Below are 25382 nucleotides of genomic sequence, written 5' to 3' on the forward strand. Positions count from 1 at the left end.
TATAATTTTTATGAACTAGTTTGTTCTTTAGATAATTCTTCTAAGGAAAATACTAAATCATTTAATTTACTAAAATTAGATTCTATATTTTGTACTTTGCTATTTTGTTCATACATACTAGCTAGTACCTCTTGTACTGAAGATGCAGTTTCTTCTGTTATAGTCACTATGGAGTTTACTTTATTATTGATAACACTGAAAGATTGCTTTAAATCGTCACATTTTGTGTCTATTTTTATTGATTGATCAATAAATTTCTGATTATTGTTGGAGATTTCTTTAAATGAAGATTCTACTTTGTTAGTGGCATCTAAACTAACTGTAATTGCTGAGGAACCAGATTTAACTTCCTGTGAAACTAGATGAGTTTTACTTTTAATTTCATCTATTATAATTCCTATTTCATTTACCAATTGGGTAGAACTTTCAGCTAAAACTTTAACTTCATCAGCGACAACTGCAAATCCTTTACCATTTTCACCAGCTCTAGCAGCTTCAATTGCAGCATTTAAAGCTAATAAATTACTTTGTTTAGCTATATTTTCTATTGATTGTAGAATAAATGAAATTTTTTCAGTTCTATGATTTAAATCATCCATTAAATTCACAGTATTTTTATTTATCTTGTCCACTTCTTTCATTTCATTGTATAGATTTAATACTTCATTACTTCCAATGGTCATTACCTTTATTGAAGAATCACATAAATTTTTCATGTATCTAGATAAAGTTGTTATTTCTTGTATGATTTCTTCATTTGAAGTCATGTTATTATTTACAACGGAGATGCTTTCAGCTTGTGATGTGACTCTTTTGGTAATTTCGGAAAAGGAAGTTGTCACCTCATCTGAAATATTCCTAGTATGAATTAAATTTTCTTTTAATTCATTGCTGAAATTATTTAATACATTTACAGATCGTTGAACATTTGAAAGTACGTTTATAACCTTTTCAGTTGTTTCTTGTGTAAGGGCTTTTTCTTTTATTAAATTACTTCTATCTTTCTTGCTAAATTTAACTTGTATTACCATAAAAATAAAAATTATTATATATAGTCCTAGTGAACTAACAAGTGAATTTTTAGCTTCTATACTAATATGAGAGAATTCTCCTGCAAACCACATAATAATTACCGTCATTAGGCTACTAATTGCTGTAAACAATAACACTTTTAATTCCTGATACAAAGAAATAGCTGTAATAGTTAAAAAAGATATTCCAAAGCCAGAAACAATACTATTATCTTGAGACATTAATAAAATGGCATAAAAAAAGCTCAAAAATGCAAAAGCTACAAGATATCTAGTAAAATATATAAATTTATCATTTTTGTATATTATACTCATTACAATTGTTGGAATCAGTATAGGTATTAGATATTGCATTGATGAAATTACATCAATACCTGAAATTACAAACGTAATAAATCCTAAAACATTGAGTATGAATAGTAATTTTAGAAAAAATTTATTTCTTGATTTTATAAAGTCTTTTTCATTCATTTTTTTCCTCCAGAAAATTATATATTGTATAAGGTACAGTAGATTTTTCATATGTTTTCTTTTTTGAAAAAACAGCCATGAGAACTTCAAATTTCAGTGTACATAAATAGAAGTATAGTACAAATTTGAAAAGTATTTTTTCGCTTAGGTAAGCATTTTTGAACTATTTCCAGGTACCATTGTTAAAATAATATTTTTCTATGATATAATATTTTAAATTGGGGAGGGATACTAATGATAATTTCAGATACAGAACTGATAAATTTAGACGTATTAGGTGAGATTATGAAGATTTTCTACTATTCAAGTTTAATACCTATTAGATTCATAGATAATAATCTTATAATCCAAGATTATTTACCTGAATCGAATATATTAGATTATTCAATTTTTGATAATAAGAAAGGAGAATATCAAAGTAGTGTTGATATTTTTTCTAAATGGGGAGCATCAAAAGAATACTATTATTATACAAATGAGTATGGGTTATCTTATATTTCAGTAGGGGTATGGGAGAACGATATACTTAGAGGTGTTTTAACTGCTGGACCTTTTTTGTTATTATCTCATCATAATATAGATTTAGATAATTTGATTTTAAAATACCAAATGCCTTTGAATATGAAAACGTCATTAATGGAATTTTACAAAGAGTTAAAAGTAATTGATTATACTAGATTATTATATTTATCAAAATTCCTGATTACTTTAACACAGAATAAAATTGATTTATGTGATATTAATTCTATAAATAATAAAGAAGTTAAAAAAAAGACCCAAGAAGCATTTTCTTATCAAATTATTAAAAATAGAGAAGAAAACATTAAAAGAAATCCATATAGGTTGTCAAAAGATTTATATGATTATGTGAAGATTGGTGATTTAAGTAATGCGAAAAAAACAAAAAATAAGTTAAGAGAATACGATAGAGCAGATTTACCAGAAGTAGATACAATTCGTAATGCAAAGAATCATCTGATTATACATTGCTCCACTTTAGTTAGATCAACAATAGAAGGGGGAGTAGATCAGGACTTTGCTTATACACTTCATGATACATATATGAGCTTAATTGAAGGTTGTAATAAGTTATCAGATTTAATTACAATTTCAAATAGTATGTTAGAAGAATTTGTGGAAAGTGTTTCAAAATTAGGAGTAGTAAAAGTAAAGCCTTCAATTCAAAAATCTATTAAGTATATTCATGAACATTTAACTAAAGAAGTACCTCTTGAACAAGTAGCTCAAAATGTAAATCTTAGCCCTAAATATTTATCGTTTTTATTTAAAAAAGAGATGGGGATAACTTTTCAAAACTATCTTTTAAAGATAAGAATACAAGAATCTAAACGGTTGTTAGATTATACTGACTATTCAATTTTGGATATAGCCCTTGAAATTGGGTTTAAAAGTCAAAGTTATTTTACTAATGCTTTCAAAAAATATGAAGGGTGTACTCCAAATCAATATAGAAAAAAGAAAATAACGTTTAATAATTCTAAGTAGTAAACAGTGAATGAATAAAAGTGGAGGAAGTATAATGGAAACTTTAATAAAAGAGAAAAAAATATTAATTATAGATGATGAAGAAGATATATTGAGATTATTATCAACAGTACTGACTAAAGAAGGATTTAAAAATATACATACAGCAGAAACAGGTGTTAAAGGATTAGAATTATTTGATTCAGTAAGACCTGATATTATTATCTTAGATATAATGCTTCCTGATAAAGAAGGTTATGAGGTGTGTAAGAAGATAAGAGAAACATCAAATGTGCCAATTCTCTTTTTATCAGCTAAAACTGAGGAGATGGATAGAATACTTGGATTTGCACTTGGTGGGGATGATTATATAACTAAACCATTTAGCCCTAAGGAAGTATTTTATAGAATTAAGGCTCAGTTAAGAAGAAACATTATAACTGTGAAGGATAAAAAGACTTTATCCTTTGGTCCTTTCGAAATAAAAGAAGATGAGATGGAAGTTTTAAAGAATGGAGTAAATCTTGAACTTAAACCTAAAGAACTTAAGCTTTTTCTATATCTAGCTAAAAATCCTAATAAGATCATAAGCAAAGAAAGAATTTGCGATGAGGTATGGGGTGAAGAGTATATAGGCTTCGATAATACAATAATGGTACACATAAGAAGACTGAGAGAAAAAGTAGAGGATGATCCTTCAAAGCCTAAGTATATTGTAAATGTTAAGGGGCTTGGATATAAGCTCAATGTAGAAGGTGAATAGCATATGAAATGGAAGTTAACATTTAAGTTTGTTATTACAGTAATAAGTGTAGTTTTAATAGTTATGATCATAAATATATTTGCTATTTTTATAGGAATAATGTTAGTAAATGACAACACACAAATTAGAGATGAAGTTATGGCGCAAAACATTAGACCTGAGCAGTTTGTTAGGAACTTTGACCATTTTATCTTCAATAATGAAAATCAGTTATATGTAAGTGATGAAGGGAAAAAGATATTAGAGGAAAACGATATATGGATACAAGTACTAGATCAAAATAGTAAGGAAGTATATAATTATCAAAAACCTGAGGTAGTTCCTAATAAATATACACCAATTCAGCTTGTTCACAGCTATAAATATATAGATGAGTTAAATGATGCATCTACAATATTTTTGGGAGATAAAGTGATTAATAATGTACAGTATAGCTATATAATGGGATTCCCTGGACGTACTGTAGAGAAGCAGGTTTTAATATTTACAAATCAGGGATTATTACAAGTAATAAGAAGAATAAGTACAATTGTACTATTTGTTGATTCAATAATAGCATTAATATTTGGTTATTTGTTTAGCAGAAGACTTACAAAACCTATAGGGAAGATTATTAAAGGAGTAGAGAAATTAGGAGAAGGTGATTATAACATTAAATATCCTACAAAAGGAATCTATAAGGATGTAAACTATAATCTTAATAATCTTTCAGATACCCTTAAGGAGAATGAAAAAGAGCGTAAAAAGTTAGATAAAATGAGGGAAGAGTGGATAGCGAATATTTCACATGATATAAAAACACCTTTAGCATCTATAAAGGGATATGCAGAACTTTTAAGCGGTGAATATGAACTGTCTCAGGAAGAGAGTAAAAGCTATACTGATGTAATAGATAAGAAAGCTAATTATATTAAAGCGCTAGTAGATGATCTTAATTTTACCACCAGGATAAAAAATAATAAGTCAATGCTTAAGCTTAGGGAAATTAATATAGTAAAGTTAGTTAGAGAAGCAGTAATAGATATATTGAATGATCCTATTTACAGCAATAGAGATGTTAATTTTGTAAGTGAAGAGAATTCAATCATTAAAGAAGTAGATGATACCTTAATAAAAAGAGTAATCAATAATTTAATATACAATGCCCTTATTCATAATGATGAAAATGTTAAGATAGATGTTGAAATTATTAGAGATGAAAATGTACACATTTTTGTACGAGATAATGGAAAAGGAATTAATCCAGAGGAGATTAAATATATCTTTGAAAGATATTATAGAGGGACAAATACAGGAGAGAGACATAAAGGGTCAGGTCTTGGTATGGCTATTGCAAAGGATATTGTTAAGGCACATGGTGGAGATATAAAGTTAAGCAGTAAGTTAGGGAAAGGCACTGAGATTGAGGTTATATTGTAGCTATTAATGAAATGATTTCCTTTGACAACGTATAAGTTATAATATATACTTTGTCTTAACATAAAAATTGAATTTTTAAAGCTATGATTGAGAGTAGTAGGTATATGGAGTAATTACAGAGAGTCAAACATTGGTGGAAGTTTGATATTATGAAATAAACTGAATGGACTCATGAGCTGAAGCTGAAATAATAGTAGGTGACACGGGTTCTCCCGTTATAGAGATAAAATATCGGATAGAAAATCCCGTATTTGAATTGAGATGAAGGTATTTTTGTTATACCTTTAATAAGAGGTGGCAACGCGATATATTCGCCCTCTATATGCATTTAGCGTATAGAGGGCTTTTTTGCGTTAAAAATCTTTATTTTAGAAAGGAGCGATTTTATGAGTATTGAATTTACATGAAGTTATTTATATAGATATGGTTTTTATAGTTTTAGAAATTCAAAGAAACTAAATAAAATTAAGGAGAGATATTATGACACATAGATTAAGAAAAATAAGTTTATTTATACTTGTAATAATTTTAGTTTTAACTGGTTGTGAACAGAAAAATAATTCAAGTGAGGTAATTCAGCTTGGTATTACTCAAATTGTAGAACATCCATCTCTTGAGGATATAAGAAAAGGTATTATGGAGGCATTAAGTGAAAACGGGTTTAAGGAAGATGAAAATATAAATATAGAGTTTAAGAATGCTCAAGGAAACATAGAGAATACTCAATTGATTGCAAAGTCATTTAATAAAAAGGATGTTGTTGTAGCCATAACAACTCCAAGTGCACAATCAGCCTTTAACAATTTAAATGACATGCCAATAGTTTTTTCAGGAGTTACTGACCCAGAGAGTGCTGGGATAGTTGGAAAGAATATAACAGGTGTTAGTGATATGACTCCAATAAGAAAGCAGTTAGAATTATTGAAAACACTTATACCAAATGCTAAGAGAGTAGGGATTATATATAACTCAAGTGAGTTAAATTCAGAAGTACAAGTGAATATTGCCAAAGAAGAAGCAGAAAAATTAGGGTTAGAGCTTGAAATAGCATCTATTACTAATACAAATGAGATATCCCCAGCACTGGATAAAGTTATTAAAAATGTGGATGCTTTATATACACATGTGGATAACTCTTTAGCATCAGCATATCCATTGATTGTGAAAAAATGTGATGAATTAAATGTTCCAATAATAGGAGCTGTTGATGATTATGTTAAACAAGGGGCTTTAGCTGCTGAGGGAATAAACAATTACAAAGTAGGTTATCAGACTGGGGAGATGATTGTAAGAATATTAAAGGGTGAAAATATTTCTGATATTCCATATGAGACCTTACAGGAGACAGAACTAATTATTAATAAAGATGCAGCTAATAAATATAATATTACTTTACCAGATACGATTAAGGAAAGAGCAATATTTAGATAGGGGGAGAGGGAGATGAATATAGTTTCAATTTTAGAGCAGGGATTGATATTTGCTATTGCGGCATTAGGAATTAGTATGTCTTATAAAATATTGAACTTTCCTGACTTATCTGTTGATGGTAGTTTTCCCTTGGGAGCTGCTGTTGCATCTATACTTTTAGTAAATGGATATTCACCTTTTATTGCATTGATTATAGCAACATTATCAGGGGGAATTTCGGGAGTCTTTACTGGGTATATCCATACTAAATTCAATATTACTAATTTATTATCAGGAATAATAGTAATGATTGCTTTATACAGTGTGAATTTAAGAATAATGGGAAAGGCAAATGTTCATTTATTCAACACTGAACATTTATTTAAGAATAAGTATCCAGCATTATTGATTATCTTTATATTATTATTCTCATGCAAATTACTTATAGATTATTTATTGAAAACTAAGTTTGGATATGTATTAAGATCCTTAGGAGACAACCCTAATGTTGTAAATTCTCTTGGATTAGATGATAAAAAATATAAAATAATTGGGCTTATGATAGCAAATGGATTGGTTGCATTATCAGGAGGGATATTAGCTCAGTATCAAGGATTTGCAGACATTGGGATGGGGACAGGAATACTTGTTACAGGGCTTGCTTCAATTATATTAGGTGAGCAAATATTAAAAGCTAATAAGCATATTAAATTAAGTACAATGGTCATAGTGGGAAGTATTATTTATAGATTAATTATTGCTATATCACTAAAGGTTGGATTTGCAGCAAGTGATCTAAAGTTGATAACAGCAGTGATTCTCCTTGGAATATTAGTAATGGATAGTAAAAAGCATAATATAAGAAAGTTGTTCACTAAGGAATTAGGGGTGATGAGATGATAGAATTAAAAAAAGTAGTTAAGAAATTCAATACAATAGATGGAGAAAAAATCATATTTGATAAATTAGATTTTAAAGTTCAGGAAGGGGAGTTCATATCTGTTGTAGGAGGTAATGGAGCTGGAAAATCTACTTTCATGAAGATATTGACTGGTGATATAGAAATTGAAGAAGGGGAAATATTATTTGATAATAATAATATTGAAAATCTTAATTCTTTTAAAAGAAAGAGATTCATATCAAAAGTATATCAAGATCCCAGTAAAGGTACTTCATCTAGTATGACTGTATTTGAGAATTTATCTATGGCAGATAACAAAGGTAATAGATTTGGACTTTCATTAGGATTAAATACGAAGAGAAAAGCTTATTACATTGATACTTTGAAAGAGCTCGAGCTAGGGCTGGAAGAACAATTAAACACAGAAGTAGGACTTTTATCAGGAGGACAAAGACAAGCTATCTCATTGATTATGGCAACATTAAAAACTCCTAAGTTACTATTATTAGATGAGCATACCTCAGCATTAGACCCTAAAACTTCTAAAATAATTATGGAACAGACTAAGAATATAGTTGAGAAGAATAAGCTAACAACTATTATGATAACTCATGATTTAAAGACAGCATTAGAATATGGAAATAGGCTTATTATGTTTGATAAAGGGAAAATAGTATTAGATGTAAAAGGAAAAGAAAAGGAAAACTTAACAGTGGAATGTTTATTAAAAAAATGGGGACAGTTTTAACTATTTAAGGGAAAAGCCTTGCTTAAATGCAAGGCTTTAATTATTATTCTTTATAAGTTGGCATATCAATATTTACTTTAAATAAATCGCCATCAATATTTATATCAAAGTTACCTTTCTGTAATTCAACAAGACTTTTAGCTATTGAAAGTCCTAGTCCACTTCCTTCGCTAGTTCTAGATTCATCTCCACGTTTAAATCTTTCCGTTAATTCATCAGCACTTATATTAAGTTTAGATGAAGAAATATTTTTTAATACAATAGAAGTTGTATTATCTGAAGGAATTACATTAATGTATACTCTTGTATTCTGAAGAGAATATTTAAGTATATTTGATATTAGATTTTCTAATACACGCCATAATAACCTGCCATCAGCTTTAACAAAAGCCTTTTCTTCAGGATAATCTAACTGAAAATCTAAATTTGAAGCAGCTATCTTATCATCTAATTCACCCATGCATTGAATTAATAAAGAAGATATATCTACCTTTGTTAAATTAACGGGTATATCACCACTGGAAGCCTTTGAAGCTTCAAATAAATCATCAGTTAAAGTTTTAAGTCTTTGTGATTTTTGTTCTAAGATACTTAAATACTTCTCTGCATTTTCAGAGTCAAATCCTTCTCTTTTTAATAAATCCACATAGTTTATTATAGAAGTAAGCGGTGTTCTTATATCGTGGGATACGTTACTAATAAGCTCAGTTTTCAATCGTTCACTTTTCAACTCATTGTTAACGGCTGCTTTTAATCCACTAGTTATACCGTTAATGTCTTTAGCTAAATCACTATAAATTCCATGGTCACTTGTATTTATTACATAATCAAGTTCTCCATTTTTAATTTGGTCTACTCCTTTAATGATATTCTTTAAATCACTAGCTTTCCTAGGAGTAGGAATCATTCTAAGAGCTACAGGCAAGCTGCTGAATAGTCTTATGATAAATGAATATATCTTTACTAAAATCTTATATGATAAATTGTGTTTAATGATTGTTTTGTTTTTAATATGCTTTATTATACTTAGCAGCAGGTTAATACCTAATGCAGATGATACTGCCATACAAGGTATTAATGAAGCTAATTTCATATAATCAAATGTCTCTGAAAGAATACCAAAACAAATAGCGATAAGAGAGAAAGTCACAAAGATATTTATATCAATATATAACTTGTCTAGCAAAGATAGATGAACATTATCATCATTAGATTTTCTTCCAGTATAAATTAAGAGATAAATAATGGAAGCAATAAATCCTAACATTAATAGGGCAATAGTAAGTAAGTGTGATTGTAATATTTTACAATCTTCATTCCACTTTTCAATTTTAGGATTTAAAAAAGTTTCATCTAATGCAATATATAATATATCCTGTGGATAATAACCTAATTCAGTGGAACTATAGTATTGGTTAGCTAAATATTGTGATGAATAATTATAACCATCCATATCGAATAATTTATATGCAGGTTTTGAAGTGAAAAATTCTTTAGATGTATTTGAAGAGTTGGTATACTTATATTCTTCACTTGACATATAATAATATAATCCATCAATATCATTAATTTCATTAAGTAGTTTATTAAAGCTACTTAATGTTCTATTTATATATATTTTTTTATATGCATCAATTTCTTTAGCATATAATGTTTCAAATTCATTTAATAATTCTTTTTCAGAAATTTGCCCTTCAGAATACTCTTTTGAATTACGTTTGAAATCACTATAAAGGTTTCTCAACTCATGAGAATAACTAAATGAGTTGTTAGAATTTTGATCTATTGTTCCACCAGATTTAATATATTCTTCACTTTTATAGAATTTTAAAATTCTTTCTAATTTGTATGAAATATCACTAAGCTCATATTTTAAATCAATACTTTTCAAATAATCATCTTCAAATATTGAATCAAATGAAACATTTGTATTAATATCTAAGTAAGCAAGAGTAGCTGTGATTCCCGTTAAACAAGCTACTGCTAAAATAAATGCTATTGCTTTTGTAATAATGCTGTATTTAATATTTTTCAATTTTGTAGCCAATTCCCCACACCACCTTTAAATATTTTGGATCTTTTGGATTTATCTCAATTTTTTCTCGTATTCTTCTTATATGAACTGCCACTGTGTTTTCTGGATTATATGAAGGCTCATTCCAAGCATTCTCATAAATTTGATCTATTGAAAATACCTTTCCTGCATTTTCTGTTAGCAGCTTAAGTATGTTATATTCAATTCTAGTTAATTTAATCAGTTCACCATCAACATATACTTCTTTTCTTTCATCATCTACAATTAGTTCACCAGTTTTATAAATTCCTGTTTTAGGCACAAAACTACCAAGCGCAGTGTATCTTCTTAGTTGAGATTTAACTCTAGCAATAAGTTCAAGTGGATTGAAAGGTTTTGATACATAATCATCTGCTCCCACATTCAAGCCCATTATCTTATCCATATCCTCAGATTTTGCGGAAAGCATTATAACAGGAATATTACTGTTTTTTCTTATCTCATTTGTAGCTTTAATACCATCCATTACAGGCATCATAATATCCATTATAATTAAATGCATTTCATTAGTTTTAAGTATATCTAAAGCTTCTGCGCCATTATAAGCTTTAAATATGTCATATCCCTCACTTGATAAGTATATCTCTATAGCATCAACGATTTCTCTATCATCATCACAAATTAGTATATTCATCATGTAACACCACCCCGATTTAATATAAACATATTATATCACTACCTTTCATCTTGTTCTCTATAAACATGTTATCATTTAAATTTTACAAATAACTTAATGAAATTCTTAAGACTTTATTAACTAAATTAATAAGAGCTCTCATCTATATAATAAGGATGAGAGCTCCAAAATTCTTTATAATTGTGAATCAATCTGTTATCAAACAAAGAGGTTTATTACTCTTGAAAACAGTAAGTAGCAGAATTGAGTTTTAACTTATTAATCCCTTGTTTAGCTTGTATATATCATTTTTATAATTTCTTCAATGCTAGGTTCTTCAACTTTAAAATCTTCTACATTAAAATTATTAAAAAGATTTTTTGCAATTTCTGATGTATCCTGTTTGGTTTTCACATTTAATATAAGTTGATTTTTACTTGTATCATACTTTCCATGATGTTTAGAGAGTATTCTATTTAAGTGATTATCTTCACCATTAAGGTCCATTTGAGCAATAACCTTAATTGGAAGATCAGTTATTGTTTTTAATTCATCAACTTTCCCTTTATATACGATATCACCATGATTTAGTACCAGCATTTCATTACATAATGTCTCTATATCTTTCATATCATGAGTTGTGAGAAATATTGTTTTTCCATTGTTATTAACTTCTTGAAGAAAGTCTACTACTTTATGTTTAGAGACCACATCTAATCCTATTGTAGGTTCATCAAGAAAGAGAATATCAGGATCATGAATCATACAAGCCCCTAGTTCTGCTCTCATTCTTTGACCTAGACTAAGTTGCCTTACAGGATGATTCAAAATATCTTGAAGAAATAAGTTTTCTACTAGATATTCTAGTTGTCTTTTGTATTTTTTTTCATCTACTTTATAGATACCTTTTAAAAGCTCATAAGTATCTTTTACAGGAAGATCCCACCACATTTGAGTCTTCTGTCCGAAGACTACTCCTATATTTTGAACATACTTTTTCCTATCTTTGTAGGGGATATATTCTCCTACTTTAACTATCCCATCACTTGGGTTCATAATACCTGTTAGAATTTTTATAGTTGTAGATTTACCAGCCCCATTGGGTCCAATATAACCTAGAAATTCTCCCTGTTTTACAGTGAAATTTACCCCTTTAAGGGCTTCGATTTTTCTCTTATTTCTTCTAAAAAGGCTCTTCTTTTCATATACAGTGTATTCTTTTTTGAGTCCTTCAACAGTAATAAATTCCATAGCTGCACCTCCTAGATTTAATTCTAGTAAAACTTTGTATTTAAAGTACAATATTTTATCACAGATAAAATGAGTAAAAACGTATTGTCCTAAAGAACAACAAAATATAGATTTTCACCTTAGTGAAAATCATCAATCATTCTCCATTTTCCATTCTCCATTCTCCATTAGCGAGCAAAGCGAGCACTAAGTTCCTGCACTGGAATACTTTTTAATTCCAGAAGTCCATATGAAATATGAGATTGGAGTCATAACTATGATTGCTAAAAGTGGACTTATTAAATAAAGCATATTATCCGATTTTCCTGTGTAATAGAGAAGAGGATAATAATTTATGGAGAAAAATGGAATTATAAAAGTTAGAATAAAACTGAATATGTTATGGTATATTGTTGCTGGGTACTGAGCGGCAGTTCGTGTGGAATAATGTCCAAGAATAACTATATCCTTATTCTTGCCTGTCCAAAATGCTGTTGATGCAAGAATAACACTTACCTGAAAATTCATTAAGGTTGAAGCTATTATTAAGAATGGCAAGTACAGATATATACTATTATTTATAAAAGTACATTTAGAAAGTGCCCAAATACCAACTGCAATAGCTTGGATAACCATACCTAATCTTTTAAAGTCAACTCTCCGTAACATCATCTGTATTAGAGGTGATACAGGCCTAATAAGCACTGAATCAAATTTACCTGTAAGTATATATGTTTCAAATCTATTAAATTCATCTCCAAAGAACCTGCATAATCCAAAACCTAGTTCAATAATTGCATACATAAGGGCAATTTCTTGAAGCTGCCATCCATCAATGTTTTTGAAGCGCATTAATATAAATACAATTATTAAAAAGTCTCCAAACAATGCCAAAATATTTCCAAGAATACTAACTATAAAATCAAATTTATATTGTGTTTGAGTTTTGAAAGATGCCTTGAAGAGAGTTAAATAAAGTTTCATATTAACCTCCTTGGATAGCCATTTTTTTTGTTAATCGAGCTGTAAGTGAATAAGCTGTTATAAATAATATCAATATCCAAATCCATTGATTAACACAGGCTTTAAATAAATTGTATTGACCTAGATATACTGCTGTAGGAACATACGAAGTGTATGCAAAGGGCAGATTCATTATTATTTGTTTAAAAGTTTCTGGGTAATATTTTAAGTGAATAAATGCACCGCTGAATATTGCAGTTGCAAAATAATAGATGCTTTGAACACCATTTATTGATAAGAACTTTATACTCCAAAGTCCAATAAAATAATTGATAAAAAAAGCAATTATTACACCATTAATTAATGTAATAAAATAGGGTAGAACTTGATGAACATCTGGAAGAGATACTCCCATGGCTAATACACCGAAAAGAAAAATAGGTATTGATTTAAAGAAGAAATTATAAAGAATATGACCAGCAATTTCAAAAAAGCTGTTGTATAAAAGACTATATGGTCTTAACATTTCATAGGCAATAGAACCGCTTGTGACTTTTTCAGGTATGTAACATCCATAAGGGAAAAACATTACAAGCCATAGTCCAGCTTGGTTAACCATGAGATAAGTAACTGTTTCCATGCCTTCTGGGGTGTTTCCCAATACTGAGAGCCATATTCGCACATTAATATAACCGAAAACTATACTTCCAATGTTATTTATAATGTGATTGAGTAAATAGACTCGATCTCTTTGATAGGATTTTTTAGCTATACTGAATCCTCTAAAAATATTAACCACCTCCGAATTATATTGGCTTTGTTGATTTGAAATAATAATTATAAAGTTAGTCCGTATAGGCTAACTTTATTTTCTTGCCAAATATAATTCTATGGTGTCATATATAGTTATAACATTACCATGTTCCATAATAGCATTTTTAATTTCGCGGTATAATAGTTCCTTTGTAGACTCTTCCATAATTATATGGTCTGAATATGTATTTAATAAGGAGATATAACTTGTAGAGTCAAATTCTCGCGTTTGGTGATATAACTTTACTTCTACATCTCTAAAGCCATAGGATTGGATAGTTTTTGATATTCTATTATGTCTTTCAGTATTAATTTCTATGAACTTTGTATTTGAAGGTCTGTATTTTTGGTATATATCTTGAATTTTTTGATGCAATAAATCATCTTCTCGTTTTACGAAAGGTTTATTCCAAAATAATGCTAACGTTCCATCATTTCTTAATAAGTTTAATGCTTTTGGGTAACCTATGTCATCAGGAATCCAATGAAATGCTGTTGCAGAGTAAAGAATATCAAAAGTATTATCATTGCACTGAAAATCTTCAAATGAAGTATTGAGTACCCTAAATTTCTCATATTCTTTAAACTTTTCTTTTGAGTATTCTGCCAGGTCTTTTCCAAGTTCAATGGCAGTTACATCACATCCTGTCATGAGAAAAGGCTTAGTTGCTTGACCAGTACCGATGCCTACTTCTACGGCTTTTTTATTTTGATTAAGTTTGGAATATTGAATAATATCATGGAATAATTCTTTACAATATGTTGGTCTCCATTGATCGTAATTCTTAACATCTTCATTAAATGTAAAACGTTTGTCCATATTATACCTCCATATGATTAAAGATTTTTCATGAAATGCGATTTTATTGGGTTAGATAAGTTCCCAATTGCGAGCGGAATTCCAGTATATCACAGCAAATTCCATTGTTCAATATGTTTTTGAAAATTAATACAATAATGTTAATGGTTTTAAGAGTGGGCAATAATATGGTATATTATTACTATAATAGAATTAAAATGAAATAAATTGAAAGGGGTTAAGGGGAATGAAGATTCAATTAAAAAAAATCCTAGATAATAAAATAAAAAGTTCATATAAATGGGAATTAGAGTATTTGATTTCAGAGGGCATAGAATTAAAAGAAAAGCTTAAATGTTATCTCTCAAAATTTACAGAAGGCATATTAGATCCTGATATATCAGGAAAAAATCCAGATAAATTCATTGAAAATCTTCAAAACAATGTTTTTGGAGAGTTTTCAAAAAGATATATTTTAACTGCATGTGATAAAGAAAAAGCAGTAGGAATTCTCATAGGGATGCCTGTAAATAAACATAGATTACATATATATTCACTGCATGTTTCACCTGAATATAGAAAGAAAGGTGTTGGTTCCACTTTACTATATAGATGTATAAATGATATGCATACAGATGATTTTAAAGAGATTACTTTAGATGTTCATATAGATAATATACCTGCATACAATTTATATAAGAAATTTAACTTCTTAGAGATTAAGGATAATATTCAATAATTTAGAGGGGGATATTTTATGAATCCAACAGTAGAATTACTAAATAAGAGGATGTCTCTTAGAAAATATGCAGACAAGCCTATTAGTAAAGAGGACTTAGATATTATACTTCATGGAGCTATGAGGGCACCAACAGCGGGGAATATGATGTTATATTCCATATTAGTGATTAAGGATGAAGAAAAGAAAAAAAGATTAAGTGAAACATGTGATAACCAACCTTTTATTGCTACAGCACCAGTGGTATTGATATTCCTAGCTGATATGGAGAGGACATATGATTATTTTAAACATTGCAAGGTTGAGGAGATGTGCAAGGAAAGAAATATGGAATATAGAGAACCAGGTTCAGCTAGTTTATTCCTTGCAGCAAGTGATGCGTTGATAGCAGCACAAAATGCAGTTGTAGCAGCTGAATCTATAGGAATAGGTTCATGCTATATCGGGGATATTGTTGAAAATTATGAAATTCATAAAGGGATGTTCAATTTACCTGATAAGGTATTCCCCGTTGGTATGCTTTGCTTAGGGCATTATCCAGAAGATATGGAGAGAATGACAACTACAAGACATGATAAGAAGTATATTATTTTTGATGAGGAGTATAGACATCTCACAGGAGAAGAATTCAATGATATGTATGATAGATTTGAAAAGAGACTTCCAAAAGACAATAAATTTGGTGCAAAAAATATAGGACAGATAATGTACTTAAGAAAATTTGGAACTGAGTTTTTTAAAGAGATGGAAAGGTCAGTAGAACTTATATATAGGCATTGGAAAGGTAAGGCAAAATAAAATTATTTAGAATAGATATTAGAAATTAAAAGATAGGTGGAAAGTTATGAAGGAAAATAAAAGGTTTGAAGCTTTATATACCCAAGGAACCTCTTTGGAATATTTTAAAGTAATAGTGGATAAAGAAACTGGAGTAAATTATCTATATTCTAGGGATGGAGCTTCTGGGGGATTGACGGTATTATTAGATTCAGAAGGAAAACCAATTATAACAAAAAATAAATAATAGATACCTACTAATGAAATAGCTTATTAAAAAATCAGAGGTTGAATCTTGATTCACCTCTGATTTTAATTATTATTAAGATTTTTTATCTGTACCTATTAATTTAATCAACCCAGTTCCTAAAGTCTCACCCCATGAAAGATAGTCATGTCCACTTTTGAATTCTTCAAAGAATACAGGGTAGCCCTTTGACAGCAACACATCTGTAAACTCTCTATTCATATCGTTCATCATAGCGCTCTCAAGAACTCCCACATTAAGATAGAAATTAAGAGGAAGTTTATCTTCTTTTTCAAACTGTCTTGCCATCCAGTTTCTTTTTTCAAGGTCATTAACATCCTCCGATTTATACCAATAAGAACCAGATTGAGATAGAATATTCCCAAAAATATCAGGAAATTTAAATCCTAAAAATGAAGCTGTAAGCCCGCCTAGACTTGAACCAGCAATTACGGTTTTAGCAGGATCAGAAGTTACATTATAATTTTCGCGAACCCAAGGAAGAACTTCTTCAACAACATAAGAACAAAATTCATCATTACAAGATAGTTCTTTCATTCGATTACTATTTGAATTAATCAAAACTGCAATAGTAGGTGGAATTTTATTATCATTTATTATATTATCAAGTACTTCTTTGGTGGACATTGTAATGTATGCGGCTCCATCGGTTAATACTAACAAATTATAAGGCTCGTTATCTTTATTATAATTCGCTGGAATATAGATTCTAATGTCACGCTCATTATTTAATATATCACTACGAGAGCTATATGTTTGAAGAGTACCTTTTAGTGTATCAGGTCTTTCTTTCGTCCAAATATGTTCAGCGGCATTATTCATAACAACATGATCTATAATTAAATCTTTTTTTGCTTTATTACTGCTGGGGAAAATTTGATTATTATTACTAAAAGAATCAGTTACCCAACTGTCAGGATGTTCATGTACTTTATCTAAAGAGCAGTTAAGTAAGAATCTATAAGCAAAGCGAATATTATTTCTTACCACACATGAGGTATACCATACATTAGTATTACTTAATCTATTAAGTTTAAGTTCAGAAAGAGGTTTATCCTCACTACTCTCAGGGGCAGTCTTAGGAGGAATACAAACACTAATTGTCTGGGTAGTTTCATCTCCTCTATATAAGAAGGTAGCTAAAGAATATTCAGTATTACCATCTATAGGCTCAATGATAGGAGTTCCTGTTTCTTTAATATTACTCCAAAAAGAATTAAGAAATTCATGGTTGCCAGAATCAAGATTAAATTTCAGGTTTTCTATTATCTTGCTTGAACATTGGATTGTAGCCATAGAACATCACTCTCCTATAATTGCTTAAAATACTAAATAATAACATTAAAGTAAATTATATCATACCATATGAACTTAAAAAAGATATGCCTTTAATAAATTTTATAGAGAATATTGTAGATAGATGAGATAGATTAGCGTAAATACATGAATAAATAAAAGCTCTAGAGCATATATAAGCTACTCAAAAGCCGTTTGTTTACTCATTACCTATTAATGCAATCAACCCAGTTCCTAAAGTCTCACCCCAAGAAAGATAGTCATGTCCACTTTTAAATTCTTCGTATGATACTGGATAGCCTTTTGATTCTAAAACTTCTTTAAATTCTTGATTGGTTGAGTACATTCTAGAACTTTCTAAAACCCCAACATTTAAGTAGAATTTAAGAGGTAGTTTGTCTATTTTCTTAAATTGTCTTGCTATCCAATTTCTTTTTTCTGGATCCTCCATATCTTCACCTTTGTACCAATATGATCCAGATTGTGATAGAATATTTCCAAAAATATTAGGATATCTTAACCCCATAAATGAAGCAGTAAGACCACCAAGACTTGAACCTGCGATTATGGTTTTAGAAGCATCTTCAGTGACATTATAGTGTTCACGAACCCATGGAATAACTTCCTCCACAATATAAGCGGAGAAATGATCATTACACATTAATTCGCTCATTCTATGATCATTTGAATCAATGAATACAGCAACAGTTGGTGGAATTTTATTATCATTAATTAAATTATCTAGAATTTCTTTGCCTGAAATGTCAAGATAAACAGACCCATCTGTTATTATTAAAAGATTATATGGTTCATTTTCATTACTGTAATTTGAAGGAGTATAGATTGCTATGTTTCGTTCATTTTTTAGTATGTTACTGTGTGAACTATGAGTCTTAATTTCACCTTTTAAAGAATCACCTCGCTCTTTTACCCAAATATGTTCAGTAGCGGCAGGCATTAGTACATAATTAATAACATAATCATTCTTATGATCTTCATCATCAGGAAATACAAGTTTATCTCTACCAAACTCATCTTTTATCATTTTTTCAGGACATTCAGCAATTTTTTCAAATGGACAATTAAGTAATAATTTATAACTAAAGCGAACATCATTCAGTGCAATACATGATGTGTACCAAACATTAGTATTAGGAATACATTCAAACTTAAATTCAGAAAGTCCATATGAAGTATTATCAATATTATCAGGATGAACATTTGTTGGAATATAAAGCTGGAGAGTATCTGTATTTTCGTCTCCTTTATATATGAATGTAACTAAGGAATAGTTATTATCACCATCAATACTTTCTATTATAGGGGTTCCTATTTCTTCTATAGTACTCCAAAAAGAATCGAGAAACTTAATATTTCCAGATTCAATTTCTTGGTATAGTTCATTGATTACATTACTTTTCTGTTTATTTTTAGACATTGTTTATCACGCTCCGTTCATTGAAGTACAATTAAAATAATTATTAAATACTAATTTTTTTAATATGTGGAAAATTAATAAATATATTAATTATATTCTAAAATAAGGTTATCAAGTGTGGTGATTAAGGTCAAGTTCATAAATGATTCTGAATTAACTATGATTTTTCATTAACATAAAAAGATAGAGGCAGTTTAAAAACTACCTCTATCTTTTAATATTATTTATTTTCCATAACATATTTTACATACATTTTTGTCTTCTTTATTCCATAAAAGCTTTACACCTGTTCTTTTACATACTGGACAAGTTCCTCTCCAAGCTGGATTTTTCTTTATCCCTTTACCTCTAAATTGTTTAGCCATGAATTATTCACCTCGTTTCTTTGAATATACAATTTTTTTTATAGTAGATATGCTAAGTCCATATAGAAATGATAGTTCTTCAATGCTAGTCCCTGCCTTAAACATATTACGGATTTGTGTGTTTCGTTGAATTAACTCTTGTTTAGCCCCGCTTTTTTCTCCCCATTTTGCTTTAGAATCTGTCTGTGGAATGTATACATAATCTCCATTCACATATTTTTGAATTTCCTTAAGTAACTTATCAGGAAAGATATCTTTTCCATTTTTATATCCCATTTTTACTACTGAATCTCATAAAAGAAATCAACCCAATATTCAAATCCCATGAATCCACATTCATTATATTGAGAGATTGATTTTGAATACTCCCTGAAAGTATATATAAATATCTCATTATCTTCATATTTAGATTTCAGGAACTTCATCTCTTCAGTTAATAAATATGGGCCAATATATGAGTTAACATAATTATTAGCAACCACAAAATTATCAATCCACAGTTTATCATCATCAAGACCAGCAAAAACAGAGGCAATGATTGTATCATCACTATTTCTAATTGTTATTAGACTTTCATAGAATAATGGGTCATCTTTAAGTTCATGCAGCTCTTCTGCAGTATCACATATGTAGTAGTGATCAAATGAATTAGTATAATAAAAGTCTAATACATCTTCAAAAGCATTCTCTTTTCCAATTTTCATGTTGAAATTCTTATTGAGAGTATACGTTGATAAATTTGTTTTTGTATTGGATTTTAGATACAAAGGATAATGAGGCTTAAAGTTTTCTTTTTTCAATAATGGAATCAAGTAATAAGCCAAAGTGGGATATATCTGCACTTCGCCAAATTCAAGAATTTGAATCTTAAAAGTTTTATACTCAGTTTCTTCATGCATCCATTTAAGTATGTTCTTTATTGATTTTTCAACAATTTCATATCTGTTATTGAAATCAGATGGAATAATCATTGTTGTCATAAGCATTGAAGGGTTGCTTTTCATACTAAATAAGTGATACAAGCAGTATTCACCATTTTCAAGATAATCAATTACACGTAAATGATTTGTCATGAAACTTGCATTTTGCTTTTCAGAGTCATCGGTGATTTTATGAATATTTAGGATTTTATCGTGAAAAGGCATTTTTTTATATCCTAACATAGGAAAATAGTTCTTTTCTGCTTCTAATATTTTATCGCTAAATTCTTTAAAGTTGTTAGGTTCTATAATCTTAAGCATATTATCCCCTCCTTTATCAGTAAGTAATTATTGTATTTGTTGTAAGTATTATCCCATAATTTAACTTAAAAATATATACCTAGAATGGTTATTATAAACTTGACCCTTTTTTTGAGAGTAATGTTGTGCTTTTAATAGCAATTGATAGTGAGTTGATAGCATCATCAATACTTAAATTGGGAGGTATGTTTTCAATACAACAATCCAGTACATGTTTAATGGATTCTTCATAACAATTCTTAGTTTCTAACTCAATGTTCTCCACAGTACTATTGGTATATAGCTTACAACTTATTTCAGGTCCATCTTCATAACATTTCTCAGTGTATTCTATTACTGCATTTTCAAAAATTGCTTCATATCCTACTGTGAAAGAATAACTTTTAGGCATCATAGATGAGCTTTGAACTTGAACAAGTGTATCTTTATAGTTCAAATTAGTTATTACTAAAGATTGTCCTTCTTTATTTGGTAATCCATGAGCTGATATATCATCAGGTGTTCCTAACAACCAGTTTATGAAATCAAATTCATGAATCATGAGTTTAGTAGCTATATTTTCAATACCTAAATCACCCCAGAATGGAGGAGTATTTCTTTTGAGGTATAGTCCTTTTAATTTTCCATACTCATTATTTTTAATCTTGTTATATAAGAATTTGTATGGAGGATCATATTTAATAAATAGATTCACAAATACCCTTTTATCATATTCTTTTTCACAATCTTTCATAGCGATTGCATCTTCAAGTGATAAGCTCACAGGTGTTTCACAGAATACATTTTTTCCATTCTTTAAAGCTTCCAGTACATACTTTTTATGCAAATTACTTGGGAGACAAACATCAACTAAATCAATATCAGGATTAGATAATATATCATCAATATTATCAGTAACATCAATCTTAAGCTCTGTTTTGATTTTATTTAGTTTATCTTTATCTCGTCCAAATATAATTATTGATTCCACATTACTTAATTTCTTATAAATGCTAGCATGATAGTAGCCAAAACCTGTACCTAAAATACCTATGTTCATAATAACCACTCCTTTAAAAATAATATTTACATCAGTATAACAACCAATTGTTGACAGCAGTGTGTCAAGAATATATAATCAATTTAACAAAATTTGGGGGATTTAATTATGAGAGTACATAGATTAATTTCTATTTTGCTTATGGTAGAGAATAGAGAGATGATTAAAGCTAAGGAACTTGCTGAAAAGCTTGAAACATCAGTAAGAACAATATATAGGGATATTGATACCTTGTGTGAAGCTGGTATACCATTAACATCAACAACGGGTCCCAATGGGGGAGTACATTTTATTGATGGATATTCAATTGGGCTTAATGAACTTAGGGGGGAAGACATGATAAATCTATATCTTAGCGGTATAGGTATACAGCCTAATAATGGCAGTAATATGGGAATGAAATTGAATAATGCTCTAATTAAACTTGAAAAGAATTTACCTTGTAAGTACAGTGACGATATAAAGAAGATAAAACGAAGTTTTCATTTTGATGAATCTCCATGGTGGGGAGAGAAAGAAGCATTAGGAAATCTAGATCTGTTAATAAACGCTGTATGGAAATCACAAAAATTGAGAATTACTTATGAGAAAGTTAATGGAGAAGTATCCAAAAGAAATATCAGACCATATGGAATTGTAGTAAAGAGAATGGAATGGTATATGGTTGCATATGATGAAGGAAGAAATGATATTAGAACATTTAAATGTGATCGTATAGTGAATATTGAAGTAATAGAGGATACATTTATACTACCTGAGGATTTTTCAATTGATAATTATTGGAACAAGAGTAAGAGGTTTTTTAAAGAGACTTGTAAAGAAAATGAATATTACCCTGTAGATATAAAGCTTAATAAGAGTAGAGCAGATATTCTAAATAAGTTTGATATATTAGAGATAAAACAGGACAAGCATTATTTCATAACTACTATTAACATGCATAAATATGAATTTGCTTGTGAAGAAGTTAGAGATATTTTGGGATATGGAGAGATACTACGACCTTCTGAAATTAGAGAATTTGTAAAGAGTGAACTTAATGATTTACTTGCAATGTATGAGAATAGAAGTTATTAAATAAGGGGACAGTTCTCAAGTTTTTCTTCTTCATATAAGTCAAAACCTTGAGAACTGTCCCCTAAATTTTATTATAATTTACTTTGAAATTCGCTAAATTCTTTTTGAATTTCTGTATTGGTTTCTTCTTTTACTAGTGTAGTTATCACTATAACTACACATGATAGTATGAAAGCAGGCAGCATTTCATATAAGTCAAATATTCCACCCTGTAAGGCTTTCCATAGTATAGTTGTTACTCCTCCAGTAATTATTCCTAGGAATGCGCTTAATCTGGTCATTTTTCTCCAGTACAGAGAAATGATGATTGTTGGTCCGAAAGAGGCACCGAATCCAGCCCAAGCATAGGATACTAGATCCATTATTGAATTGTTTGGATTAAGAGCAATAACATAAGCTATAACTGCAATTACTATTACCGCTGCTCTACTTATTAGAATCAATTCTTTATCTTTAATAGTTCTTTTTAATAAGGTTTTGCATATATCTTCGCTTACTGAAGAGGCCGCAACAAGTAATTGAGAATCAGCTGTACTCATTATAGCTGCTAGAATAGCTGCTAAGAATAAACCAGCCATATACGGATTGAATAAACCTTTAACTAACACAATAAATACTGTTTCAGCAGCAGATTCATCAAGAGTACCTGCAAGTGTTATTCTTGCTATAATACCTATAAGAACAGCTGCGATTAAAGAAAAGAAAACCCATGAAACAGCTATTTTCTTTGCACTCTTAATTTCGCTTGCGTTTTTGATTGCCATAAATCTCATAAGAATATGAGGTTGTCCAAAATAACCAATCCCCCAGCTAAGAGAAGATAATATAGCTATTAACCCTAGTGTGTTAGAGTTGAAAATATCCATAAATCCTTTTGGTAAATTAGATAAACCTGTAATTATCTCAGTGGTTCCACCATGTGAAGATACTGCCATTATAGGAACTATTATAATTGCAAAAAACATGATAATACCTTGGAAAAAGTCTGTCCAACAAACAGCGAAGAATCCTCCTAAGAATGTGTATAAAACAATAATTATCACTCCAATAGTAAGTGATAAAGTATAAGATATTCCAAAGACACTGTTAAAAAGTTTTCCTCCTGCAACAAAGCCAGAAGCAGTATAAATTAGAAAGAATATAAGAATTATTATTGAAGATGATATCTTTAGCATATTGCTGCTATCTTTGAATCTATTGTGAAAATATTGTGGAATTGTTATAGAATTGTTAGATACCTCTGTATATATTCTTAATCGCTTAGCGATAAAACTCCAATTGATAAATGTACCTAAAAATAGACCAAATGCAATCCAAAATGTTCCCATACCACCTACATAGGCTGCCCCAGGTAAGCCCATTAATAGCCAACCACTCATATCAGAAGCTTGGGCACTTAATGATATAACCCAACCACCTAAATTTCTACCACCTAGTAAATAATCCTCAGAATTATTAGATTTTTTAAAGAAATAAATTCCTATTGAAAGCATAAATAGGAAATAAAGAACAAAAACAACTAATACTCCCCCAAATTCACTCATAAAAACCCTCCTCTTTTGTTTGCTTTAGCGTAGTAAAGTATTAAAATTTATTATACAAGCTTTCTTTCATCAAATCAATATGAAATTAATGTATAAGATAAAGAAATAGGGGACAGTTCTCAAGTTTTTTGAAATAGAAGATTAAAAAACTTGAGAACTGTCCCCTAATAAAAAAAATTGTATCCATACATTTCCTTAAAAGTAAATAGTATTATATTATATTTATAGATAAAAATGTTTAATTTGTTTATTGGAGGGAAAAACATGAAAAATACTATTACAGAAAAAGGAATTAACAATTCTAAAACACTTGAACTCACTCAGATGGGGGTTATGATTGCCATAATTTGTGTTGCTACTTTAGCAATAAAGGTTCCTACAGTTATGGGTATTGGGTATGTTCATCTAGGAGATAGCATGATATTTTTAGCGGCTATCTTATTTGGTAAAAAGAGGGGGGCAATCACAGCGGCTCTTGGAATGACTCTAGCGGACTTAATTGCAGGATATGCATATTATATGCCTTTTACATTTGTCATTAAAGGAATAATGGCATTTATAGCAGCGGGAATTGCTTATAGAGGGGAATATAACGGGAAGAACCTGTTGAATAATTTATTTGCATTTATAATTGCAGGAATATGGATGGTATTTGGTTACTTTGTTGCAAAGATTATTTTAGTTAAATATGTTTTATTCAGAGCTGATTCTACAAAAGAAGCTATAACATTAGCAAGCGCAAGTGTGCCAAATAATATTGGACAATTTGTTGTTGGAATAATAATAGCATTATTTTTAATTAAATTACTTAATGGAAGATTGAACATAGTAAATAATAAGAAAATTGAACTTTAGAATAAATATGAAATTAATAA

At 29.3% G+C, this 25382-nt stretch carries 25 protein-coding genes and 1 other annotated feature; of the genes, 11 read left to right on the top strand and 14 right to left on the bottom strand.

Annotated elements, in window-relative coordinates; all coding sequences use genetic code 11:
- Positions 1-8: 8 nt before the first annotated feature.
- Positions 9-1502, bottom strand: coding sequence for a methyl-accepting chemotaxis protein (locus OW730_RS03035; RefSeq protein WP_271227621.1), 1494 nt, complete (start codon positions 1500-1502; stop codon positions 9-11).
- A 234-nt stretch (positions 1503-1736) separates the two neighbouring features.
- Between OW730_RS03035 and OW730_RS03040 the strand changes: the two genes are divergently transcribed.
- The 6 genes from OW730_RS03040 to OW730_RS03065 all read left to right on the top strand — a co-directional run bounded on the left by OW730_RS03040 (position 1737) and on the right by OW730_RS03065 (position 8228).
- On the top strand, positions 1737-3008 hold the full coding sequence (locus OW730_RS03040) for an AraC family transcriptional regulator (protein WP_271227622.1): 1272 nt from the start codon (positions 1737-1739) through the stop codon (positions 3006-3008).
- 34 nt (positions 3009-3042) lie between these two features.
- Positions 3043-3750, top strand: coding sequence for a response regulator transcription factor (locus OW730_RS03045; RefSeq protein WP_271227623.1), 708 nt, complete (start codon positions 3043-3045; stop codon positions 3748-3750).
- A gap of 3 nt (positions 3751-3753) precedes the next feature.
- Positions 3754-5169, top strand: coding sequence for a HAMP domain-containing sensor histidine kinase (locus OW730_RS03050; RefSeq protein ID WP_271227624.1), 1416 nt, complete (start codon positions 3754-3756; stop codon positions 5167-5169).
- Between the two features lie 74 nt (positions 5170-5243).
- Positions 5244-5491 (top strand) — a binding site (T-box leader).
- Positions 5492-5649: 158 nt separating this feature from the next.
- Positions 5650-6600, top strand: a complete 951-nt coding sequence (locus OW730_RS03055; protein WP_271227625.1) for an ABC transporter substrate-binding protein — start codon at positions 5650-5652, stop codon at positions 6598-6600.
- Between the two features lie 12 nt (positions 6601-6612).
- A complete protein-coding gene (locus OW730_RS03060; protein ID WP_271227626.1) occupies positions 6613-7479 on the top strand; it encodes an ABC transporter permease in 867 nt (288 codons plus the stop codon).
- Entirely contained in the window at positions 7476-8228 is a 753-nt protein-coding gene (locus tag OW730_RS03065; protein ID WP_271227627.1) for an ABC transporter ATP-binding protein, read from the top strand. The genes OW730_RS03060 and OW730_RS03065 overlap by 4 nt, the downstream gene beginning before the upstream one ends.
- A gap of 43 nt (positions 8229-8271) precedes the next feature.
- Here OW730_RS03065 and OW730_RS03070 read toward each other — a convergent pair whose 3' ends face one another.
- The 6 genes from OW730_RS03070 to OW730_RS03095 form a co-directional block, all read right to left on the bottom strand.
- Positions 8272-10275, bottom strand: coding sequence for a sensor histidine kinase (locus OW730_RS03070; protein WP_271227628.1), 2004 nt, complete (start codon positions 10273-10275; stop codon positions 8272-8274).
- Entirely contained in the window at positions 10250-10936 is a 687-nt protein-coding gene (locus OW730_RS03075; RefSeq protein WP_271229508.1) for a response regulator transcription factor, read from the bottom strand. The genes OW730_RS03070 and OW730_RS03075 overlap by 26 nt, the downstream gene beginning before the upstream one ends.
- Before the next feature lie 273 nt (positions 10937-11209).
- Positions 11210-12169 carry an ABC transporter ATP-binding protein gene (locus OW730_RS03080; RefSeq protein WP_271227629.1) on the bottom strand — a complete coding sequence of 320 codons (960 nt, stop codon included), beginning with the start codon at positions 12167-12169 and terminating at the stop codon, positions 11210-11212.
- 186 nt (positions 12170-12355) lie between these two features.
- Complete coding sequence (locus OW730_RS03085) at positions 12356-13132, bottom strand: ABC transporter permease (protein ID WP_271227630.1); 777 nt, start codon at positions 13130-13132, stop codon at positions 12356-12358.
- A gap of 1 nt (position 13133) precedes the next feature.
- The gene (locus OW730_RS03090) at positions 13134-13793 is read right to left on the bottom strand and encodes an ABC-2 family transporter protein (RefSeq protein ID WP_271227631.1); all 660 of its coding nucleotides are present in this window, start codon (positions 13791-13793) and stop codon (positions 13134-13136) included.
- A 183-nt stretch (positions 13794-13976) separates the two neighbouring features.
- The gene (locus OW730_RS03095; RefSeq protein ID WP_271227632.1) at positions 13977-14744 is read right to left on the bottom strand and encodes a class I SAM-dependent methyltransferase; all 768 of its coding nucleotides are present in this window, start codon (positions 14742-14744) and stop codon (positions 13977-13979) included.
- Between the two features lie 226 nt (positions 14745-14970).
- On the opposite strand from OW730_RS03095, the gene OW730_RS03100 reads away from it, so the two are divergent.
- The 3 genes from OW730_RS03100 to OW730_RS03110 are packed head-to-tail and all read left to right on the top strand — an operon-like array spanning position 14971 to position 16486.
- Positions 14971-15462, top strand: coding sequence for a GNAT family N-acetyltransferase (locus OW730_RS03100; RefSeq protein WP_271227633.1), 492 nt, complete (start codon positions 14971-14973; stop codon positions 15460-15462).
- A gap of 18 nt (positions 15463-15480) precedes the next feature.
- A complete protein-coding gene (locus OW730_RS03105; RefSeq protein ID WP_271227634.1) occupies positions 15481-16260 on the top strand; it encodes a nitroreductase family protein in 780 nt (259 codons plus the stop codon).
- A 46-nt stretch (positions 16261-16306) separates the two neighbouring features.
- On the top strand, positions 16307-16486 hold the full coding sequence (locus OW730_RS03110; protein WP_271227635.1) for a DUF6440 family protein: 180 nt from the start codon (positions 16307-16309) through the stop codon (positions 16484-16486).
- Between the two features lie 75 nt (positions 16487-16561).
- Here OW730_RS03110 and OW730_RS03115 read toward each other — a convergent pair whose 3' ends face one another.
- The 6 genes from OW730_RS03115 to OW730_RS03140 all read right to left on the bottom strand — a co-directional run bounded on the left by OW730_RS03115 (position 16562) and on the right by OW730_RS03140 (position 21886).
- Positions 16562-17803, bottom strand: coding sequence for an alpha/beta hydrolase-fold protein (locus OW730_RS03115; protein WP_271227636.1), 1242 nt, complete (start codon positions 17801-17803; stop codon positions 16562-16564).
- A 199-nt stretch (positions 17804-18002) separates the two neighbouring features.
- Positions 18003-19241, bottom strand: coding sequence for an alpha/beta hydrolase (locus OW730_RS03120; protein ID WP_271227637.1), 1239 nt, complete (start codon positions 19239-19241; stop codon positions 18003-18005).
- 224 nt (positions 19242-19465) lie between these two features.
- The gene (locus tag OW730_RS03125; RefSeq protein WP_271227638.1) at positions 19466-19606 is read right to left on the bottom strand and encodes a hypothetical protein; all 141 of its coding nucleotides are present in this window, start codon (positions 19604-19606) and stop codon (positions 19466-19468) included.
- Positions 19607-19609: 3 nt separating this feature from the next.
- A complete protein-coding gene (locus tag OW730_RS03130) occupies positions 19610-19882 on the bottom strand; it encodes a CD3324 family protein (protein ID WP_271227639.1) in 273 nt (90 codons plus the stop codon).
- Positions 19883-19887: 5 nt separating this feature from the next.
- Entirely contained in the window at positions 19888-20847 is a 960-nt protein-coding gene (locus tag OW730_RS03135; protein ID WP_271227640.1) for a hypothetical protein, read from the bottom strand.
- Positions 20848-20938: 91 nt separating this feature from the next.
- Positions 20939-21886: a Gfo/Idh/MocA family protein gene (locus OW730_RS03140; RefSeq protein WP_271227641.1), complete on the bottom strand. Its 948-nt coding sequence runs from the start codon at positions 21884-21886 to the stop codon at positions 20939-20941.
- A 108-nt stretch (positions 21887-21994) separates the two neighbouring features.
- On the opposite strand from OW730_RS03140, the gene OW730_RS03145 reads away from it, so the two are divergent.
- Entirely contained in the window at positions 21995-22963 is a 969-nt protein-coding gene (locus OW730_RS03145) for a helix-turn-helix transcriptional regulator (protein WP_271227642.1), read from the top strand.
- Between the two features lie 71 nt (positions 22964-23034).
- On the opposite strand, the gene putP is transcribed toward OW730_RS03145, so the two are convergent.
- On the bottom strand, positions 23035-24507 hold the full coding sequence (putP, locus tag OW730_RS03150; RefSeq protein WP_271227643.1) for a sodium/proline symporter PutP: 1473 nt from the start codon (positions 24505-24507) through the stop codon (positions 23035-23037).
- A gap of 264 nt (positions 24508-24771) precedes the next feature.
- Here putP and OW730_RS03155 point away from each other — a divergent pair, with 264 nt between their 5' ends.
- The gene (locus tag OW730_RS03155; RefSeq protein WP_271227644.1) at positions 24772-25362 is read left to right on the top strand and encodes an ECF transporter S component; all 591 of its coding nucleotides are present in this window, start codon (positions 24772-24774) and stop codon (positions 25360-25362) included.
- The last annotated feature ends 20 nt before the right edge of the window (positions 25363-25382 follow it).

The sequence above is a fragment of the Oceanirhabdus sp. W0125-5 genome (genome assembly GCF_027938815.1).
In the GTDB taxonomy this organism is placed as follows: Bacteria; Bacillota; Clostridia; order Clostridiales; family Clostridiaceae; genus Oceanirhabdus.

What these genes read in the sequence shown, in the direction of transcription:
- OW730_RS03035 (WP_271227621.1), bottom strand. Translation starts at nt 1,502, where the DNA reads ATGAATGAAAAAGACTTTATAAAATCAAGAAATAAATTTTTTCTAAAA.
- OW730_RS03040 (WP_271227622.1), top strand. Translation starts at nt 1,737, where the DNA reads ATGATAATTTCAGATACAGAACTGATAAATTTAGACGTATTAGGTGAG.
- OW730_RS03045 (WP_271227623.1), top strand. Translation starts at nt 3,043, where the DNA reads ATGGAAACTTTAATAAAAGAGAAAAAAATATTAATTATAGATGATGAA.
- OW730_RS03050 (WP_271227624.1), top strand. Translation starts at nt 3,754, where the DNA reads ATGAAATGGAAGTTAACATTTAAGTTTGTTATTACAGTAATAAGTGTA.
- OW730_RS03055 (WP_271227625.1), top strand. Translation starts at nt 5,650, where the DNA reads ATGACACATAGATTAAGAAAAATAAGTTTATTTATACTTGTAATAATT.
- OW730_RS03060 (WP_271227626.1), top strand. Translation starts at nt 6,613, where the DNA reads ATGAATATAGTTTCAATTTTAGAGCAGGGATTGATATTTGCTATTGCG.
- OW730_RS03065 (WP_271227627.1), top strand. Translation starts at nt 7,476, where the DNA reads ATGATAGAATTAAAAAAAGTAGTTAAGAAATTCAATACAATAGATGGA.
- OW730_RS03075 (WP_271229508.1), bottom strand. Translation starts at nt 10,936, where the DNA reads ATGAATATACTAATTTGTGATGATGATAGAGAAATCGTTGATGCTATA.
- OW730_RS03080 (WP_271227629.1), bottom strand. Translation starts at nt 12,169, where the DNA reads ATGGAATTTATTACTGTTGAAGGACTCAAAAAAGAATACACTGTATAT.
- OW730_RS03085 (WP_271227630.1), bottom strand. Translation starts at nt 13,132, where the DNA reads ATGAAACTTTATTTAACTCTCTTCAAGGCATCTTTCAAAACTCAAACA.
- OW730_RS03095 (WP_271227632.1), bottom strand. Translation starts at nt 14,744, where the DNA reads ATGGACAAACGTTTTACATTTAATGAAGATGTTAAGAATTACGATCAA.
- OW730_RS03100 (WP_271227633.1), top strand. Translation starts at nt 14,971, where the DNA reads ATGAAGATTCAATTAAAAAAAATCCTAGATAATAAAATAAAAAGTTCA.
- OW730_RS03105 (WP_271227634.1), top strand. Translation starts at nt 15,481, where the DNA reads ATGAATCCAACAGTAGAATTACTAAATAAGAGGATGTCTCTTAGAAAA.
- OW730_RS03110 (WP_271227635.1), top strand. Translation starts at nt 16,307, where the DNA reads ATGAAGGAAAATAAAAGGTTTGAAGCTTTATATACCCAAGGAACCTCT.
- OW730_RS03115 (WP_271227636.1), bottom strand. Translation starts at nt 17,803, where the DNA reads ATGGCTACAATCCAATGTTCAAGCAAGATAATAGAAAACCTGAAATTT.
- OW730_RS03120 (WP_271227637.1), bottom strand. Translation starts at nt 19,241, where the DNA reads ATGTCTAAAAATAAACAGAAAAGTAATGTAATCAATGAACTATACCAA.
- OW730_RS03125 (WP_271227638.1), bottom strand. Translation starts at nt 19,606, where the DNA reads ATGGCTAAACAATTTAGAGGTAAAGGGATAAAGAAAAATCCAGCTTGG.
- OW730_RS03130 (WP_271227639.1), bottom strand. Translation starts at nt 19,882, where the DNA reads ATGGGATATAAAAATGGAAAAGATATCTTTCCTGATAAGTTACTTAAG.
- OW730_RS03135 (WP_271227640.1), bottom strand. Translation starts at nt 20,847, where the DNA reads ATGCTTAAGATTATAGAACCTAACAACTTTAAAGAATTTAGCGATAAA.
- OW730_RS03140 (WP_271227641.1), bottom strand. Translation starts at nt 21,886, where the DNA reads ATGAACATAGGTATTTTAGGTACAGGTTTTGGCTACTATCATGCTAGC.
- OW730_RS03145 (WP_271227642.1), top strand. Translation starts at nt 21,995, where the DNA reads ATGAGAGTACATAGATTAATTTCTATTTTGCTTATGGTAGAGAATAGA.
- putP (WP_271227643.1), bottom strand. Translation starts at nt 24,507, where the DNA reads ATGAGTGAATTTGGGGGAGTATTAGTTGTTTTTGTTCTTTATTTCCTA.
- OW730_RS03155 (WP_271227644.1), top strand. Translation starts at nt 24,772, where the DNA reads ATGAAAAATACTATTACAGAAAAAGGAATTAACAATTCTAAAACACTT.